Source organism: Streptomyces sp. L7 (assembly GCF_050990935.1).
Taxonomy (GTDB): domain Bacteria; phylum Actinomycetota; class Actinomycetes; order Actinomycetales; family Microbacteriaceae; genus Leifsonia.
Window position 1 is genome coordinate 1,127,347 of record NZ_CP194644.1, and the last position, 16,148, is coordinate 1,143,494.

The window sequence follows — 16,148 nt, forward strand, 5'->3', positions numbered from 1 at the left end:
ACGACCGGAACTGGCGCGCGCTCCTCTGTGGAGGTTTGATGAAGCCATGAGACTGACGAAGTTCGAACACGCCGCCCTGCTCCTGGAGGAGTCCGGGAAGAAGCTCTTCATCGATCCGGGCAGCTTCACCTCGCCGCTGACGGACACCGCGAACACCGTGGCCGTGGTCGTCACGCACGAGCACGCCGACCACTGGACCCCGGAGCAGCTGAAGCGCGTCGTGGAGATGAACTCCGATGTGCCGATCTTCGCGCCGGAGGGCGTGGCCAGGGCCGCCGCGGACTTCGACATCACGGTGGTGCACGCGGGCGACACCGTGGAGGCCGGCCCGTTCATCCTCCGCTTCTTCGGCGGCCGGCACGCCGTCATCCACGAGAGCATCCCCGTGGTCGACAACCTCGGCGTGCTGGTGAACGAAGAGCTCTACTACGCGGGCGACTCGTTCGTCATCCCGGAGGGCGTGGAGCTCGAGGTGCTGGCGGTGCCCGCCGGCGCGCCGTGGATGAAGGTGGCCGAGACGATGGACTACGTGCTCGCGGCGAAGCCCAAGCGCAGCTTCCCCACCCACGAGATGGTGCTGTCCCGGGCGGGCAAGGATCTCTCGAACTCCCGGATCGCGTGGGCGACCGAGCAGAACGGCGGCGAGTTCTTCGCACTCGAGCCGGGCGACGCGCTCGACCTGTGACCGCCGACTCCCGCCCGGCCGTCGTCTGGTTCCGCGACGACCTCCGCGTCGCCGACAACCCGGCTCTGGACGCGGCCGCGCGCACCGGGCGCCCCGTCGTCTGCGTCTACGTCTGGGACGAACAGTCCCCTGGCCTCCGCCCACCCGGCGGCGCCGCCCGGTGGTGGTTGCACCACAGCCTCACCTCGCTCGACGCCGACCTCGGCGAGCGCGGTTCCCGGCTCGTCGTCCTGCGCGGACCCGCAGAGCCGACGATCGCGGCACTCCTCGGAGACCTGGACGCTGGCGCCGTCTTCTGGAACCGCCGCTACGGCGGCCCCGAGCGACGGATCGACACGGCCGTGAAGGCCGCCGCTCGGGAGGCCGGAGTCGAGGCCGAGAGCTTCGGCGCGAGCCTGCTCTTCGAGCCGTGGACGATCCGCACCGGCGCCGGAACGCCGTTCTCGGTCTTCACCCCGTTCTGGCGGGCGTGCCAGGCGGCCCCGGCACCGCGAAGACCGCTCGGCGCACCGCAGGAGCTCAGGGCCGGCCCGGCACTCGACGGACTCACGATCGACGACCTCGACCTCGTGCCCACCCGGCCGGACTGGGCCGCCGGACTCCGCGACACCTGGGCGCCGGGCGAGCACGCGGCGAACGCCGCCCTCCACGGCTTCGTCGCCGACGGTCTCACCGGCTATCGCGACGACCGGGACGTCCCTGGCGTCGACGGCACCTCCCGGCTCTCCCCGCGCCTGCGGTGGGGCGAGCTGAGCCCGCACCAGGTCTGGCACGCGATCACCGCCGCGCGCGATGCGAACAGATCCGACGGCGTCCTGGCCGAGGCGGCCGCCACCTTCCTCTCCGAGCTCGGCTGGCGCGAGTTCGCTTACCACACGCTCTTCGAGCACCCCGACCTGGCCACGGTCAACATCCATCGCGAGTACGACTCCTTCCCCTGGCCGCGCCTGCACCCGTCCGTGCTGCGCGCCTGGCAACAGGGTCGCACCGGCGTCCCGCTCGTGGACGCCGGAATGCGCGAACTGTGGACGACCGGAGTCATGCACAACCGGGTGCGGATGGTCGTCGCGTCCTTCCTCACCAAGAACCTGCTGATCGACTGGCGGTACGGCGAGCAGTGGTTCTGGGACACGCTGGTGGACGCCGACCCGGCGAACAACCCGTTCAACTGGCAGTGGGTCGCCGGTTCCGGAGCGGACGCCGCGCCCTACTTCCGCGTGTTCAACCCCGAACTGCAGCGCACGAAGTTCGACCGGCACGGCGACTACGTGCGGCGCTGGGTGCCGGAGTGGGACACCGGCGACTACCCGGAGCCGGTCGTCGACCTCGGTGAGTCGCGGCGCGCGGCGCTCTCCGCCTACGAGACCGTCAAGAGCGCTCAGCGCGCGTGATCGGCGAGGATCTGGTCCACGTCGATCTGCCGCAGCAGTTCGGGCCAGTCCAGCTTCCGGGCGACATCGGCCAGCTCCTCGTCGGCCAGCACCTTGCCGCTGCGCTGCACGACGATCCCTCTCGGCAGCTTTCGGTTCAGCTCGGCCAGGATGGCGTCGTCCACCGCCTCGGTGTCGAAGTCGGCGCCGACCTGCGCATAGTAGTCGGAGGACAGCGTGTAGGAGACGATCCCGGTCTCGATCTGGCTCATGTGCGGCATGGTAGCCCGGCGGGCACGAGGGCCGTCAAGTCCTGCGCCCGGCCGCCCACGCCGCGATCTCGGACCGGCGTGACGCTCCGAGCTTGGCGAGGATGTGCTCGACATGCGTCGACACGGTCTTCGGGGCGATGTGCAGGGCGGCGGCGATCTCCCGGTTGGTCGCGCCTCCTGCGATCTGCGCGGCGACCTCCTCCTCGCGCGCGCTCAGCATCGACGGCTCGACGCCCTCGGCCAGCCGCGCGGTCAGCGCGTCCGCGCGGCGTTCCAGGACCGTCCCGCGTGCTCGCGTGCGGGCCTCGGCGACGAGGGCGGCCGCCTCCCCGGGGCTGCGGGTGCGGCGTGCGCATTCGGCGCGGTCCAGGATCGCCTGCGTGCCCTCCCACCACCGGCCGAGCGCGTCCCACCCGGCGGAGGCCGACTCCAGCAGGTCCCGGGCGTCGGAGGGACGCCGCTCGCGCAGGGCGAGGACCCCGGCGGCGTGCTGGAGGGCGAACTCCGTCCCTGGGATCCGGCGGCGCTCGACCAGGACGCTGATCCGGTCCAGCCATGCCCGTGCCGCGGCGGCATCACCGGCCGCCAGGTGCGCCCGCACCCCGGTGACCGCGAACGGGAACGCGTAGGCGGAGTCCTCGACGCGGCGCGACTCGACCGCGCCGCGCTCGCAGTAGCCGACCGCGGCGGCGGCGTCGTCCGCGAGCAGGGCCGTCTCGGCGAGCCCCCACAGCGCAGGCGACAGCCGCTGCAGCTCCTGCATCCGCTCGCCGATCCCCTCCGCCCGGCGCAGCAGTTCCTCGGCGCGGACGAGATCGCCCGAGGACAGCGCACAGTAGCCGAGGACGTGCAGCGCGGTCACCTCCGTGGTGATGCCGCCGCGGCCGTCCGCGAGGGCGTGCCCGGCGAGCTCTGCCGCGGCGCGGAGGTCGCCGCCGGCCCAGCGCACGTGCGCCAGGTGCGCGGTGAGATAGTGCGCATCGTTCCAGCGCTCGATGCGCTCGGCGTAGGCGATCCCGTCGGCCAGCCACTCGGCCCCGCGCTCGTACTGCAGAAGCACCGACGCGCTCGATCCGAGCATCCGGTACGCGCGGGCCGACGCCTCCTCCTGGCCGTGCGCCGCGCCTTCCTCCGCCGCGCCGAGCAGCAGGTACCAGGCCGGTTCGCCTTCCCCCGCGAACACCAGGACCGAGCCGAGGGTGGCGTCGAGGCCGATCCGGTCGCCCTCCGCGGTCAGGAGCCCCCGCGCCTCCACGGCGACCCGCCGCGCGTCGTCCAGCCGCCGCTCGAGCATGGCGGCGGCTGCCTGCGCGGCGAGAAGACGGCCGCGCACCCGAACGGCCTCCGCGTCGTCGTCGGCGTCGATCCAGCCGAGCGCGGCACGGAGGGCCGCCACTCGCGACGGGTAGTCCGCTCCGAGGAGGTGCCGCGCGGCGACGAGCGCCGGCACGACGGCGGCAGCCTCCCGTGCGAGCCCGGCGGTGCGGTACAGGTCGACGGCCCGCGCCAGTTCTGTCGCCGCCTCCCGGTTGGCGTCGACGGCGGCGAGTTCGGCTCCGAGCCGGCGCAGGAGGTCAGCCCGGTCGGGGCCGTCCACGGCGAGCGGCATCGTCCGCTGCGCGCGGCGGTAGAGGTCGGCGGCCTCGCGATGCGCGGACAGCGTGGCCGCCCGCTCGGCCGCGCGCCGGGCGAGAGCGTACGCCTCCCGCGCGCGCCCGGCGCGCTCGGCGTGCAGCGAGAGCAGTGCGTCGGACAGGCCGGCGCCGGCGTCCACGACGCGCCCGTGCAGGATGCGCCGGCGCGGGGACGGCACGGCTGAGTACACCGCGTCCCGGATGAGGGCGTGCCGGAAGTCGTAGGACCCGGTCGCGGCTCGGACCAGGAGGTGCTGCGCCACGAGGTCGTCGAGGGCGGCCTCTCGCGCGGCCCGGTCCCACTCGTCGCCGACGACCAGCGCGAGCAGCCGGACGTCGGACTCGCGCCCGATCACGGCCGCCGCCTCCAGCACGGCCGACGACGCCGGTGCGAGGGCGCGGGTGCGGGACAGCACAGCCGTAGCGACCGTCTCGGGAGCGCCGTCGGAGCCCTCGGCGAGCAGCTCCTCCACGTGCAGCGGGATGCCGTCGCTCACCGCGTGCAGCCGTTCGGCCTCCTCGGCGGACGGCTCGGTGCCGCGGATGGCGGCGAGCATCCGCGCGACCCCGTCGGCGCCGAGTCGCGAGGGCCGCACCTCCTCCGCCAGCCTGTGGCCCACCAGGTCGAGCCGCCACGCGGTGGCCTCCGCCGCGACCTCCGGGTCCTCGGTGCGGAACGTCACCACGAGCAGGCTCGGCCGCTCGCGCACGGCGACCGCGACCCGGCGGAGGACGTCGAGCCCGAGCTGGTCGGCCCAGTGCACGTCCTCCAGGGCGAGGATCGTGGGCAGCGTGAGCGCCGCGGCCAGAGTGGCGGCCAGCTCCGCGACCAGCAGCCGTCGGCGGGTCGAGCGCGTCGCGGGATCCGCACCGTCAGCCGGGTCGCCGCGCAGCACCAGTCCTCTGATCCGCTCGGCTGCCGGGCCGTCCCCGGCCTCCGCGAGCGACGCGGCGATGCCGAGCAGCAGCAGCCCGGGGGTCTCGCGGTCGTCCGCGTACGCGTCGGCGTGCACCCGCCGCGCGACGCTGAGGGCGACGACCTCCTCCATCAGCCGTGACTTGCCGATCCCGGCCTCCCCCGCGATCAGCAGCAGGCCGCCCCGGCCGTCCAGCGCGGCGGCCAGGCGGCGACGGGCCAGCGCGAGCAGGTCCTCCCTGCCCACGAACACCGGGCACACGCGTTCGGCGCCCCGGAACGATGCCGGCGCCGCATCCATGCGCGAAGCATAGCGCCGCGCGAACGCGTGCCGCACCGGGATCGGTCGGATGACCGATGCCACGGCGTCACCCGCTCGAGGAGACTCCGGACGTCGCGGGGAGGATCCCCGGCGGCACGAGGAGAAGGAGCCGATCATGACACGATTCATGGACGTCCACGACGGATTCGTCGGCGTCACCGAAGACCAGCTCGCCGAGGCCCACGCGGCCGACCTGGCGGTCGAGGGCGAGGAGGGCGTGCACTTCGAGACCGCCTGGCTCGACCCGGAGAGCGGCAAGGTGTTCTGCCTGTCGACCGGGCCGTCGAGGGAGGCGGTGATGCGCGTGCACGAGAAGGCCGGGCATCCCACCGACCAGGTCTACGCCGTCGACATCATGGTCTGACTCAGGCCGGCTCGGCGTAGAGTGCGCCGCATGACGGATCGAAACGACGCACCCGAGCCTCCCGAGTACCGCGAGCAGGAGCTCCGCGACAAGGTCTCCGGCCTCGGGGACACGCCGGAGGACGCCCTGGAGGAGGTCGCGAGCCGCAACGACTCGCTCGAGGAGCGGCTGCCGGACCAGGAACCGGGCGTCGGCGGCCGCTCCGACGAGCGCGCCGGTGACGGCGAACCCGACGCAGACGTGACCCGCGGCGAGGGGGCACCCGGCCAGGGGTAGGCCGCCGCGGTCGTCCCTCACTGGGGACTGGGGAGTCCTCCCGCACGTCCGTACGCTTGCGGGGATGAACGAGAACGGACGGCGCACGACGCGCATGCGCGACAGGGCCGCAGGCGCCGCGGTGATGGAGCAGGTGGTGCGCCTGCACACCCAGTCGCCGCCGCGGTCCGCGCTCGCACGCGCGCTCGGCGCACGGCCGATCGGCGCGGACACCGCGCCCTGGTTCGCCGGCGCGCTCGGCGAGCGCGAAGTGGGTGCGCTGCTCCACCGGCTCCCGGGGGCTGGAGCGTCTTCCACGCCGTTCCGGTCGGGACGCGACCGGACGCCTCCGGAGCGGTCTCCGACGTCGACCACATCGTCGTCGGCCCGCCAGGCGTGTTCGTCGTCAACACCGAGCATCACCGCGGCCAGCGCGTGTGGGTGGGCGAGCGCGCGGTGCTGGTCGCCGGTCAGAAGCAGCCGTACCTGCGCAACTCCGACCTGGAGGCCTCCCGCGTACGGGGCGTGCTCGCGCAGGCGGGCATCGCCGCTCCCGTGACGGCCGTCGTCGCGCTCGTCGGGACCAAGGAGGTCACCGTTCGGCAGCGGCCGCGCCGGGTCGTGGTGCTGCGCGCCGAACAGCTCGTCCGGTGGCTGACCCGGCGCCCGGCCGTGCTGGACGCCGCCACGATCGCCGAGGTGGCGGGGCTGTTCGACGACCCGGCCACCTGGCGCCCGGTGGACTCGTCCCCCGAGACGGTGGAGCGGTTCGCGGTCATCGAGCGCGAGGTCAGGACCGCGCAGCTCGTGCGCGCCGGCTGGCTGCTCGCGGTCGCGCTCGGCGCCGTCGCCATCGCCCTCCCGGTCAGCTCAGTGCTGATCCGCTGAGCGCCGAGGGACACGTAGCCGCCGCGACAACCGTGTTCCAGGGGCGCTCACGTGCCGTTCGGCATCAGACCGGGACGGCTGTCGTGCGGAGGTCGCGGCCATCCGCGTCCACCTCGACTTCGACCCGCTTCTTCATCGCGCTGGACAGCTCGGCGAGCATGGCCGGCGTGGAGGACGTGACGAAGTCCATCTTCCCGAGTCCGTACTCCGGGATGACCTTCTTCTGGGTGGCCTCGGTGAGCCCGGCGCCCGGCTCGATGCCGACCAGGCGGTTGCCGAAGTCGGAGGCGTGCGACGCGAGCTGGTCGAGCGAGTCGATCGGCGCGTCCTTGTTGACCGCGATGGTCAGCTTGGCCTCGTCGTTCCAGGCGCCCAGGTCGGAGAGGTGCGCGCCGTAGGTCTTCATGTACTGCGCGTGGGTGGTCGGCAGCCAGCCGTCGAACGCGATGTCGTAGTCCCCGGTGCTCAGTCCGGCGAAGGCCGGCCCGGCGTCCGCGTACTCGAAGTCCACCTGGTAGCCCTCGCGCTCCAGCACGTGCTTCCACAGGTACGAGGCCGCCTCGCCCTCCGGCCAGCCGTTGAACACGGCCACCTTCACGTGGCCCTTGTCGCCGCCGGCGGTGGAGGCCGCGGTCACGGCCGTCCCGCCGATCACGACGAGCAGGCCGGCGCCGAGCACCGCGAGCGCGCGCTTCGGCATCCGCACCCGGGCCTTGCCGACCGCGGCGGTGAGCCGGTCGAGCACGATCGCCAGGATGACGACGGCGATGCCCGCCTCGAAGCCGAGCCCGACATCCACCCGGCTGAGCGCCTGGACGATGTCCCGGCCGAGGCCGCCCCCGCCGACCATGCCCGCGATGACGACCATCGAGAGCGAGAGCATGATGACCTGGTTGACGCCGGCGAGGATCGACGGCATGGCCAGCGGAAGCTGGATCTGGCGCAGGATGCGGCGGGGCGGCGAGCCGAACGCGCGGCCGGCCTCCACCAGCTCGGTGTCGACGCCGCGGATGCCCAGCTCGGTGAGCCGCACCCCGGGCGCCATCGCGAAGACGATGGTCGCGACCATGCCGGGCACCACGCCCACCCGGAACAGGATCAGCGCCGGGATCAGGTACACGAACGCCGGCATCGTCTGCATGAAGTCGAGCACCGGCCGGATGATCGCCGACGCCGTCCGGGACCGCGCGGCGAGGATGCCGAGCGGCACGCTCAGCGCGATCGCGATGGCCGAGGAGACCAGCACGAGCGCGAGGGTGTCCATCGCGTTCGCCCACTGGCCGATCCCCGCGATGAGCAGGAGCCCGAGCACGGTGCCCGCGCCGAACACCCAGCCGCGCAGCCAGACCGCGAGGATCGCGACGATGAGGACGACGCCCCAGAACGGCGGCGTCTGCAGCGCCCAGTCGACACCGTCGAACATCCCGGTGAAGACCACGCGGATGACGTCGAACAGGCCGCCGAAGGTGGTGGTGACGAAGTCGACGACCGCGGTCGCCCACTGGCCGAGCGGGATCAGGTGGGCCGTGTTCACGCGACCACCTCCGCCTCGTCGGCGACGACCGGGACGGCGTCGCCCGGGACGGCGTCGCCCGGGATGGCGTCGCCCCCGGCGGACTCCTGCAGGGCCAGCGTCATCGCGTCCACCGGCACGGTGGCCGGAGGCTCGACCACGACCGGGATCTCGGTGGTGTCGCTGGACACGTTCCCGAGGGCCGCGAGCAGGGTGACCCGCGGGATCACGCCGAGCAGGCGGCGCTGGTCGTCCACCACGGCGAGCGGGAGGGCGCTGCCGACGGCGGGCTCGACCAGCTCGCTGAGCACCTCGTCGCGGGACACCGTTGCGATGTCCGTGTCGATCGCGTCGGCCAGGTCGCCCTGCCCGTCCCGCACCTGGCGCATCACGTCCCGGTCGCGCACCGCGCCCAGCAGCCGCCGGCCCTGGCCGACGACGAACGCAGCGGAAGTCTGGAGGTCCCGCATCGTGCGCATCGCGGCGCGCGGCCCGCCCGCGACGGTGACCAGCGCGCGGGCCGGCTCCATCACGCTCGCGGCGGTCAGCACGCGGGCGCGGTCGACGTCCTGCACGAAGCTGGCGACATAGTCGTTGGCAGGATCGGTGAGGATATCCTCCGGCGTACCGGTCTGGACGATCCGGCCGTCCCGCATGACCGCGATCCGGTCGCCGAGGAACATCGCCTCGTTGAGGTCGTGCGTGATGAACACGATGGTCTTGCCCAGCGAGCTCTGCAGTTCGAGGAGCTGCTCCTGCATCTCGCGGCGGATGAGCGGGTCGAGCGCCGAGAAGGCCTCGTCCATCAGCAGAACGTCGGTGTCGGCGGCCAGCGCTCGGCCGAGGCCGACGCGCTGCTGCATCCCGCCGGAGAGCTCGCCGGGGAGCTTGTCGCCCCACCCGCCGAGGCCGACCAGCTCCAGCACTTCGACCGCGCGCTCGCGGCGCTCGGCGGCGGGCATCCCGCGCACCTCCAGGCCGTAGGCGATGTTGTCGAGGACGGTGCGGTGCGGCAGCAGGGCGAAGTGCTGGAACACCATCGAGATGTGCTGCTGCCGGACGGCGCGCAGCTTCGCGCCCGCGAGGCCGGTGATCGTGGTGCCCATGACCTCCACCTCACCCGCGGTCGGCTCCAGCAGCCCGTTGAGGAGGCGGATCAGGGTGGACTTGCCCGAGCCGGACAGCCCCATCACGACGAAGATCTCGCCGCGCCGGACGGTCAGGCTCGCGTCGATGACGGCGGCCGTCCCGAGCCCGGCGACGTCCGCGCGGCTCGCGCCCTGCCGCAGCCGGCGCACGGTCTCCCGGGGTTTGCGTCCGAAGACCTTGAAGATGTTCCTCGCCTCGACGGCGATCGTGTTGCTCAACGTGTCTCTCCGCGGTGCGCGCTCGCGTCTGGTGGACACGCACACTCTGGTCGCGCCCGGGCCGACGGCATGCGGCGACGGTGGCACGACTCGAGCGCGGGCCTTCCGCGCGAATCACCGTCGCTGGCGCGACCATCGGGGTGCGCCCACGCCAGCCGACCGTACGATCCGAGCGGGGCCACCGGTGCGGCCGCACGGCCCGGATCGCGGGCTGGTTCACCTCCGGCGCGCCGCGCTCGCAGCGCACCAGGGCCTTTCGACGCTATCAGGGTCTTCGCAGCGATCGCCAATCGAGAGCGGGTGAAACCGCGCGTGGTGCACGACCGGATCTATCGCGCGCGGCGCGATTCCGGCAGAGTGATCGGCATGGCGAACAGCACCGGCGACCACCCCTGGCAGCGCGTCCCGATCGAGCCGCAGAGCGTCGACGCCCCCTCTCCCGCGCGGCGGTCTTCCTCGTCGTGACGGTCGCGGACTCCCCCGGCTCCGTCGCCACCGCGCGGGACGTGGTTGCGAACATCTCCGACATCGTGAAGACAGTGGGCTTCCGCGATCTGAACGCCAACCTGTCGTGCAACATCGGCATCGGCGCGGACTTCTGGGGCAGACTGACCGACGTCGCGCCGCCGAAGGAGCTGCACCCGTTCCGGGAGGTCCGCGGCGCGGTGCACACGGCGGTCGCCACGCCCGGTGACCTGCTGTTCCACATCCGCGCCGAGCGCGGCGACTTCTGCTTCGAGTTCGAGCGGCAGCTCCTCGACGCGCTGGGCGACGCGGTCACCGTGGCGGACGAGGTGGTCGGCTTCCGCTACTTCGACGCCCGCGACCTCCTCGGCTTCGTCGACGGGACGGCCAATCCCACCGCGGGCGACATGGCGGCGGCCTCGATCGTCGGGGACGAGGATCCCGATCACGCGGGCGGCAGCTACGTCGTCGTGCAGAAGTACCTGCACGACCTCGCCTCCTGGAACCGCCTCCCGGTGCCGTCGCAGGAGGACGTGATCGGGCGGACGAAGGTCGAGAACATCGAGCTGCCCGACGTCGAGCACGGCCAGAAGGCGCACAAGACGCTGAGCACGATCACCGACGAGAACGGCGTCGAGCACGACATCCTCCGCGACAACATGCCGTTCGGGAGGCCGGGCCACGGCGAGTTCGGCACGTACTTCATCGGCTACTCGCGCGAGTTGTGGGTCATCGAGCGGATGCTGGAACGCATGTTCATCGGCGACCCGCCGGGAAGCCACGACCGCATCCTGGACTTCTCGACGGCCACCACCGGGACGACGTTCTTCGCGCCGACCCGCAGCTTCCTGGAGGGGCTCGGCGACTGAGGGCGGCCGGGTGACGGGTCGGGTGACGGCCGGGTGGCGACGCGAGTGACCGCCGTGTGACGTCCCATGACGCGCGCCCGCGCAACAGGTCGTCATCTTCGTGGCGACCGGAGGCGGCGGCAGGGTACAAAAGGCCATCATGTCGCGCATCTTCACGAGCAAGTTCAACCCGGGCCGCGCCCGCTGGGAGCTGGTGGTCAGCCCGCGCGGCGACGTCTACGCGTTCCCGCTGACGCTCCCGATCGCGCAGCGCCAGGCGCTCGGCGGCCACAAGCGTTATCTGGTCGGCAAGGTCGCGAAGCGGAAGGAGACGTGGACCGCGGCAGGGCCGTCCGGCCTCGTCTACGGCACGACGTTCCCGACCCTGCCCTCCGCGCTGGAGGCCATCGCCGACGAAGTGGACCTGGCCCCGGTTCCCTGAGCACCCCGCACTCCGTCGAAGAGCACGCAAAAACGCGTGCCCTTCGGCGGTCAGGCGGACTTGAGGAGGGCGTCCTCCAGCGCCACCCACGGCAGCATCGCGCACTTCACGCGCGTCACGTACCGCGAGACCCCGGCCAGCGCGACGGCGTCGCCCAGCAGCTCCTCGTCGCCCTCCAGCGCGCCCTTGGACTGCATCAGCTCGCGGAACGCCGCGATCGACGCAGCCAGGTCGGCGCGGTCGGCGTCGTGGACGAGGTCGCTGAGCAGCGAGGCGGACGCGGTCGAGATCGAGCAGCCGTGACCCTCCCAGCTGATCGCGTGGACGCGGCCCTCCGCGTCCGTGTGCACGCCCACGGTGACCTCGTCTCCGCAAGTCGGGTTGTACTGGTGCGACGTGGCCGCGGCGTCCTCGCCGAGGCCGTAGCCGTGCTTCTCGCGCGCATGGTCGAGGATGACCTGCTGGTACAGGCTCTGCAGGTCGCTCACCGGTCGATCACCCCGAAGAAGTCGCGCGCGTCAGCGACGGCCGCCACCGCGGCGTCCACCTCGTCCGCCGTGTTGTACAGGTACGCGCTGATCCGGGTGGAGGCCGTGGCGCCGAACCGGCGGTGCACCGGCTGCGCGCAGTGGTGGCCCACGCGCACCGCGATGCCGCGGTCGTCCAGGAACTGCCCGACGTCGTGGGCGTGGATGCCGTCGACGACGAAGCTGGCGAGGCCGACCCGCTCCACGTCGGGTCCGGGGCCGAGGACCCGCACGCCGGGGATGCCCGCGAGCCCGGCGAGTATTCGCGCGCCCAGCTCCGCCTCGTGCGCTTCGATCGCCGGCATCCCGACCGCGTCGAGGTAGTCGACCGCGGCCGCGAGCGCGACCGCCTGCGACACCCGCTGCGTGCCGGCCTCGAACCGTTGCGGAGCGGGCAGGTACTCGGCGTGGTCGAGTGTCACGGTGGTGATCATGGAGCCGCCGGTGAGGAACGGCGGGAGCGCGTCGAGCAGCTCCGTGCGGCCGTAGAGGGCGCCGACACCGGTCGGGCCGAGCATCTTGTGGCCGGAGAACACGGCGAAGTCGACGCCGAGCTGCGGGAGGTCGACCGCGAGGTGCGGCACCGACTGGCAGGCGTCGAGCACGGCGAGCGCGCCCTGAGCGTGCGCGAGCGCCACGAGCTCCTCGACCGGGTTGATCGCGCCGAGCACATTCGACACGTGGGTGAAGGCGACCACCTTCGTGCGCGGCCCGATCAGCGCGGCGGCCAGGTCGAGCCGGAGCAGCCCGTCGTCGGTCAGCCCGATCACACGGAGCGTCGCTCCGGTGCGGGCCGCCAGCTCCTGCCACGGGATGAGGTTCGCGTGGTGCTCGGCCTCCGTGACGACGAGCTCGTCGCCGGGGCCGACCCGGAACCGCTCGGCCGGGGCGCCGCCACGGCCGGCGGACGCGTTCGACATCCCATAGGCGAGGAGGTTGAGTCCCTCGGTGGCGTTGGAGGTCCAGACCAGCTCCTCGGGCCGGGCGCCGACGAAGCGGGCCACGCGGGCGCGGGCGTCCTCGAAGAGCTCGGTGGCCTCCCCGGCGACGGTGTGGGCACCGCGGTGCACGGCGGACGTGAACCGCTCGGCGAACTCGCGTTCGGCGTCGAGCACCTGCCGCGGCTTCTGCGACGTGGCGCCGGAGTCCAGGTAGACGAAGGGGTGCCCGTTCACCTCGCGGGAGAGGATCGGGAAGTCCGGGCGGAGCCGGACCGGGTCGAGGGTGTCGGTGCGCATACTGTGCTCAACGCTACCGGGGTTCGCTGCAATCCCGCCGTGCGTGACGACGCCGGTCACGGCGAGGGGCCGCCGGTAGGCTCGGGGCATGGTCGAACGGACGAACGGCTCCCCGTGGTTCTTCATCGGCGGGATCCTGCTCGTCGTGGTGGGGCTCGCCGGTCCGCTCCTGGTGGATGCGGCGACGGGCGACGTGCAGTGGGTGGTCCGTGGGGTCGGGGTGCTCGTCGCCATCGGCGGCGGCGTGCTGATCGGGTTCGGCCTGCGGAGGCGGCGGGGGCGCTGAGCGCGTCGCGCCTTACTCCGCCGCCGCCCGCGCCAGGTCGCGCAACTCGACCAGCCGCCCCGCGGCGCCGCTGTGGCCGCCGCGGACCGCGATGTGCTGCCGCGCCGGCGGCGTGAACGCGGCGTCCAGCGCGTACGTCACCATCAGCAGGTAGAACCGCAGCAGCCGGGACGCGTCCGCGCGGAGCGGCTCCTGCTCCGGCTCGCACGTCATCCCGTCGAGCCAGCGCGAGAGCTGGGTGAACGCGATCCGCAGCCGGAGGCCCTGGCGCGCGTCCGCCGCGCCGAGCCGGCGGTCGGCCGGGCGCACTCCGATCGGGTGACCGGGCTCCCCCGCCACCGCGCACCGCTCCAGGAGGCTTTCCGCCGCGGACAGGTACGAGACCGCCTCCTCCAGCACGGCCAGCAGCGTCACGGCGCTCAGCCCGTCTTCCGCGAGCGCGACGGAGTCGGCGCGGCGTGTCCTGGCGAACCAGCCCATCGAGCGCCTCCCACCTGATCGGCGTGCTGCTGAAGTGGGTCCGATTGTACGCTCGCCTACCCCCGATCTCCGGGCGGATCAAGGTCCTTCCCCGCCGGTCCGGACGCGGCTAGCGTGCGCCGCGGCAGTTCTGCCGACGCACCCGCCGCACCGGCGCGTGAAAGTGGAGGAGGCACCGAGATGACGGACCGTAGACCCCCAGCGAACGAACCGGCGGAGACCCGCGCATACGAGCCGGGAACCCGGGCGTACGACGCTGCACCAGCGGACGCGACGGCGCCGGCCGCTGGAGCGCACCGGGCGGCGGGTGAGCCGGTCGAGCCCGTCGCGGCGCGCCCCGACTCCGCCGTCGACGACCCGACCCCGACGCGCCGGGTGGACGACCGCTCCCTCGATGAGGAGCCGGTGGACGAGTACCCGCGCGCCGCGCGTTACCCGAGCGACTCCCAGGAGGAGACCGACGAGGCCCTCCGGGTCGACGGCAACCGCACCCTTCGCGAGAACGTGGTGGCCCGCGAGCGGAGCGAATTCGGCGGCATGAAGTTCGGCGCCGCCTTCTTCGGCTGGCTCACCGCGACCGGCATGGCGGTCATCCTGACCGCGCTGGTCGCCGCCGCGGGCGCCGCCGTCGGCCTCGGTGCGTCGGGCGGCAGCGGGAACGCCGCCGCGAACGAAGCCAACAAGAACGCGGCGACGATCGGTTTCGTCGGTGCGATCGCGCTGGTCGTGATCGCCTTCGTCGCGTACTACTTCGGCGGCTATGTCGCCGGCAGGATGGCGCGCTTCGACGGCGCCCGCCAGGGCCTCGCCGTGTGGATCTGGGCGATCATCATCGCAGTGGTCGTCGCCATCCTCACCCTCATCCTCGGCGCCCAGTACAACATCCTGGGCAACATCAACGGCTTCCCCGCATCCCGCTGGACGAGGGCAGCGTCACCCTGACCGGCGTCATCACCGCGGTCGCTGTGGCGATCGTCAGCCTCGCGGGCGCGGTGCTCGGCGGCGTGGCGGGAATGCGCTTCCACCGCCGTGTGGACCGCGTCGGTCTGGGAAGCTGATCAGTCGGTCGAGACGTTCGGTCTCGATGTTCGGTCTCGAACAGAGAGGTGCGGCCGGTCTCATCCCGTCCTGTGGATGAGACCGGCCGCACTGTCACTCGCATCACGGAGTGACCTTCGGTCGCGGAACCCCCGTACCGCTGTCCCGGTCGGATGATCTTCCTCGCCGGGGGTTACCACGAGGTGAACTGCATCCTGTGACTACCCCCAGAACAGGTGCTTCGGGCTGAGGATCCTCCGATGCGGAGACGCCGGGCGATAGTGTCGGTGCACCCCGATCGAGGAGCCCGATGAGCCAGTTGCCGCCGCCCGGCTGGTACCCAGACGCCGACACCCGGTTCCAGCGCTGGTGGGACGGCCTCCGCTGGACGGACGCGGTCCGCCCGTTGGCGCCCTCGGCGCCGGTTGCCGGCCCTCCCCGACCAACGGCTACGCCACCGCCTCGATCGCCGCGGGCGTGGTCGCCGCCGCGGTCGTCGTGCTCGCGCTCGCGACCGGAGGCGGCATCGACCCGCTCCTCGCCCTGCTGATCCTGGTCGGCGTCGGCCTCTCCGTCGGCCTCGGCATTCCGGCGCTGATCCGCGCCGGACGCCTGGCGACGCATGTGGGGCGGACGCGCGCGATCTGGGGGATCTCTCTGGGCGCCGGAGCGCTGCTGGCGTGCGTGCTCGTGGTGGCGCTGGTATTCGGCGGCGCGCCGGTGGATGGCGGGACGAACGCATTGGGCGTCGTCCTGTCCTGACCGGTCTCCCCGGGCGCTCTCCATGTCGCGTTTCCTGGGACGTGTCGATTTCGGACCCGCTGCGACGTCGTAGTGCTGAGTCGACAGCAGAACGTCGACCAGAATCAGAAGGAGCACATCATGTCTGCGTTCGTCTTTGCTTTCCGCAACGATCCGGCAGTGAACGCCACCGAGGAAGAGGTCGCCGCCTGGGGCGCCTGGTTCCAGAAGCTCGGCTCGGCGGTGACCGACATGGGCAGCCGCATCGGCGCGACCACGCTGTTGGGAACGCCCGCAGGAGCCAACGCCTTGTCCGGCTATGCCCTCGTGGACGCTGCCGACCTCACCGCGGCGACCGCGCTGGCCGAAGGATGCCCCGGCCTCTCCTACGGCGGCAGCGTCGAGGTGGGCGAAGTCATCGCCATGTAGAGCGGCGCCGTTGCGTTCCGCCGAACAAAAAACCCCGGCTCATCACCGGGGTTTCGACGTCTTTTTTG

The 16,148-nt window shown here is 72.6% G+C and carries 19 protein-coding genes; 12 read left to right on the plus strand and 7 right to left on the minus strand.

Features of this window, described 5'->3' with window-relative positions; all coding sequences use genetic code 11:
- Positions 1-46: 46 nt before the first annotated feature.
- Positions 47-685 carry an MBL fold metallo-hydrolase gene (locus tag ACR5MH_RS05660; protein WP_431346239.1) on the plus strand — a complete coding sequence of 213 codons (639 nt, stop codon included), beginning with the start codon at positions 47-49 and terminating at the stop codon, positions 683-685.
- Positions 682-2,076: a cryptochrome/photolyase family protein gene (locus ACR5MH_RS05665; protein WP_431346238.1), complete on the plus strand. Its 1,395-nt coding sequence runs from the start codon at positions 682-684 to the stop codon at positions 2,074-2,076. The genes ACR5MH_RS05660 and ACR5MH_RS05665 overlap by 4 nt, the downstream gene beginning before the upstream one ends.
- Here the strand turns inward: ACR5MH_RS05665 and ACR5MH_RS05670 are convergent.
- Entirely contained in the window at positions 2,064-2,327 is a 264-nt protein-coding gene (locus tag ACR5MH_RS05670; RefSeq protein WP_431346237.1) for a hypothetical protein, read from the minus strand. The genes ACR5MH_RS05665 and ACR5MH_RS05670 overlap by 13 nt on opposite strands.
- Positions 2,328-2,361: 34 nt before the next feature.
- Positions 2,362-5,178, minus strand: a complete 2,817-nt coding sequence (locus tag ACR5MH_RS05675; protein WP_433862391.1) for an AAA family ATPase — start codon at positions 5,176-5,178, stop codon at positions 2,362-2,364.
- A gap of 136 nt (positions 5,179-5,314) precedes the next feature.
- Here ACR5MH_RS05675 and ACR5MH_RS05680 point away from each other — a divergent pair, with 136 nt between their 5' ends.
- The 3 genes from ACR5MH_RS05680 to ACR5MH_RS05690 all read left to right on the plus strand — a co-directional run bounded on the left by ACR5MH_RS05680 (position 5,315) and on the right by ACR5MH_RS05690 (position 6,706).
- Entirely contained in the window at positions 5,315-5,563 is a 249-nt protein-coding gene (locus tag ACR5MH_RS05680) for an SCO4226 family nickel-binding protein (RefSeq protein WP_431346234.1), read from the plus strand.
- Between the two features lie 30 nt (positions 5,564-5,593).
- A complete protein-coding gene (locus ACR5MH_RS05685) occupies positions 5,594-5,839 on the plus strand; it encodes a hypothetical protein (RefSeq protein WP_431346233.1) in 246 nt (81 codons plus the stop codon).
- Positions 5,840-6,058: 219 nt separating this feature from the next.
- Positions 6,059-6,706, plus strand: a complete 648-nt coding sequence (locus tag ACR5MH_RS05690; protein ID WP_433862610.1) for an NERD domain-containing protein — start codon at positions 6,059-6,061, stop codon at positions 6,704-6,706.
- A 64-nt stretch (positions 6,707-6,770) separates the two neighbouring features.
- Here the strand turns inward: ACR5MH_RS05690 and ACR5MH_RS05695 are convergent, their stop codons facing one another.
- Together ACR5MH_RS05695 and ACR5MH_RS05700 are read right to left on the minus strand one after the other, a co-directional pair.
- On the minus strand, positions 6,771-8,240 hold the full coding sequence (locus ACR5MH_RS05695; RefSeq protein WP_431346232.1) for a glycine betaine ABC transporter substrate-binding protein: 1,470 nt from the start codon (positions 8,238-8,240) through the stop codon (positions 6,771-6,773).
- Complete coding sequence (locus ACR5MH_RS05700; protein ID WP_431346231.1) at positions 8,237-9,586, minus strand: quaternary amine ABC transporter ATP-binding protein; 1,350 nt, start codon at positions 9,584-9,586, stop codon at positions 8,237-8,239. Before ACR5MH_RS05700 ends, ACR5MH_RS05695 begins: the two co-directional genes overlap by 4 nt.
- Positions 9,587-10,047: 461 nt before the next feature.
- Between ACR5MH_RS05700 and ACR5MH_RS05705 the strand changes: the two genes are divergently transcribed.
- Together ACR5MH_RS05705 and ACR5MH_RS05710 are read left to right on the plus strand one after the other, a co-directional pair.
- Positions 10,048-10,920, plus strand: coding sequence for a Dyp-type peroxidase (locus ACR5MH_RS05705; protein WP_433862392.1), 873 nt, complete (start codon positions 10,048-10,050; stop codon positions 10,918-10,920).
- 139 nt (positions 10,921-11,059) lie between these two features.
- Positions 11,060-11,341, plus strand: coding sequence for a hypothetical protein (locus ACR5MH_RS05710; RefSeq protein ID WP_431346229.1), 282 nt, complete (start codon positions 11,060-11,062; stop codon positions 11,339-11,341).
- 50 nt (positions 11,342-11,391) lie between these two features.
- Here ACR5MH_RS05710 and sufU read toward each other — a convergent pair whose 3' ends face one another.
- Positions 11,392-11,829: a Fe-S cluster assembly sulfur transfer protein SufU gene (gene sufU / locus ACR5MH_RS05715; protein ID WP_431346228.1), complete on the minus strand. Its 438-nt coding sequence runs from the start codon at positions 11,827-11,829 to the stop codon at positions 11,392-11,394.
- Positions 11,826-13,106 carry a SufS family cysteine desulfurase gene (locus tag ACR5MH_RS05720; protein WP_431346227.1) on the minus strand — a complete coding sequence of 427 codons (1,281 nt, stop codon included), beginning with the start codon at positions 13,104-13,106 and terminating at the stop codon, positions 11,826-11,828. The genes sufU and ACR5MH_RS05720 overlap by 4 nt, the downstream gene beginning before the upstream one ends.
- A gap of 88 nt (positions 13,107-13,194) precedes the next feature.
- On the opposite strand from ACR5MH_RS05720, the gene ACR5MH_RS05725 reads away from it, so the two are divergent.
- On the plus strand, positions 13,195-13,392 hold the full coding sequence (locus tag ACR5MH_RS05725) for a hypothetical protein (RefSeq protein WP_431346226.1): 198 nt from the start codon (positions 13,195-13,197) through the stop codon (positions 13,390-13,392).
- A 12-nt stretch (positions 13,393-13,404) separates the two neighbouring features.
- Here ACR5MH_RS05725 and ACR5MH_RS05730 read toward each other — a convergent pair whose 3' ends face one another.
- Positions 13,405-13,872 (minus strand): hypothetical protein, encoded by a 468-nt coding sequence (locus ACR5MH_RS05730; RefSeq protein WP_431346225.1) that lies wholly within the window; start codon positions 13,870-13,872, stop codon positions 13,405-13,407.
- Positions 13,873-14,052: 180 nt separating this feature from the next.
- Between ACR5MH_RS05730 and ACR5MH_RS05735 the strand changes: the two genes are divergently transcribed.
- From ACR5MH_RS05735 to ACR5MH_RS05750, 4 genes are all read left to right on the plus strand, one after another.
- Positions 14,053-14,814, plus strand: coding sequence for a hypothetical protein (locus ACR5MH_RS05735; RefSeq protein ID WP_433862393.1), 762 nt, complete (start codon positions 14,053-14,055; stop codon positions 14,812-14,814).
- A 406-nt stretch (positions 14,815-15,220) separates the two neighbouring features.
- Entirely contained in the window at positions 15,221-15,460 is a 240-nt protein-coding gene (locus tag ACR5MH_RS05740) for a DUF2510 domain-containing protein (RefSeq protein ID WP_431346223.1), read from the plus strand.
- Positions 15,388-15,672: a hypothetical protein gene (locus ACR5MH_RS05745; RefSeq protein ID WP_431346222.1), complete on the plus strand. Its 285-nt coding sequence runs from the start codon at positions 15,388-15,390 to the stop codon at positions 15,670-15,672. Before ACR5MH_RS05740 ends, ACR5MH_RS05745 begins: the two co-directional genes overlap by 73 nt.
- Before the next feature lie 120 nt (positions 15,673-15,792).
- Complete coding sequence (locus ACR5MH_RS05750) at positions 15,793-16,080, plus strand: hypothetical protein (protein WP_431346221.1); 288 nt, start codon at positions 15,793-15,795, stop codon at positions 16,078-16,080.
- Positions 16,081-16,148: the final 68 nt, after the last annotated feature.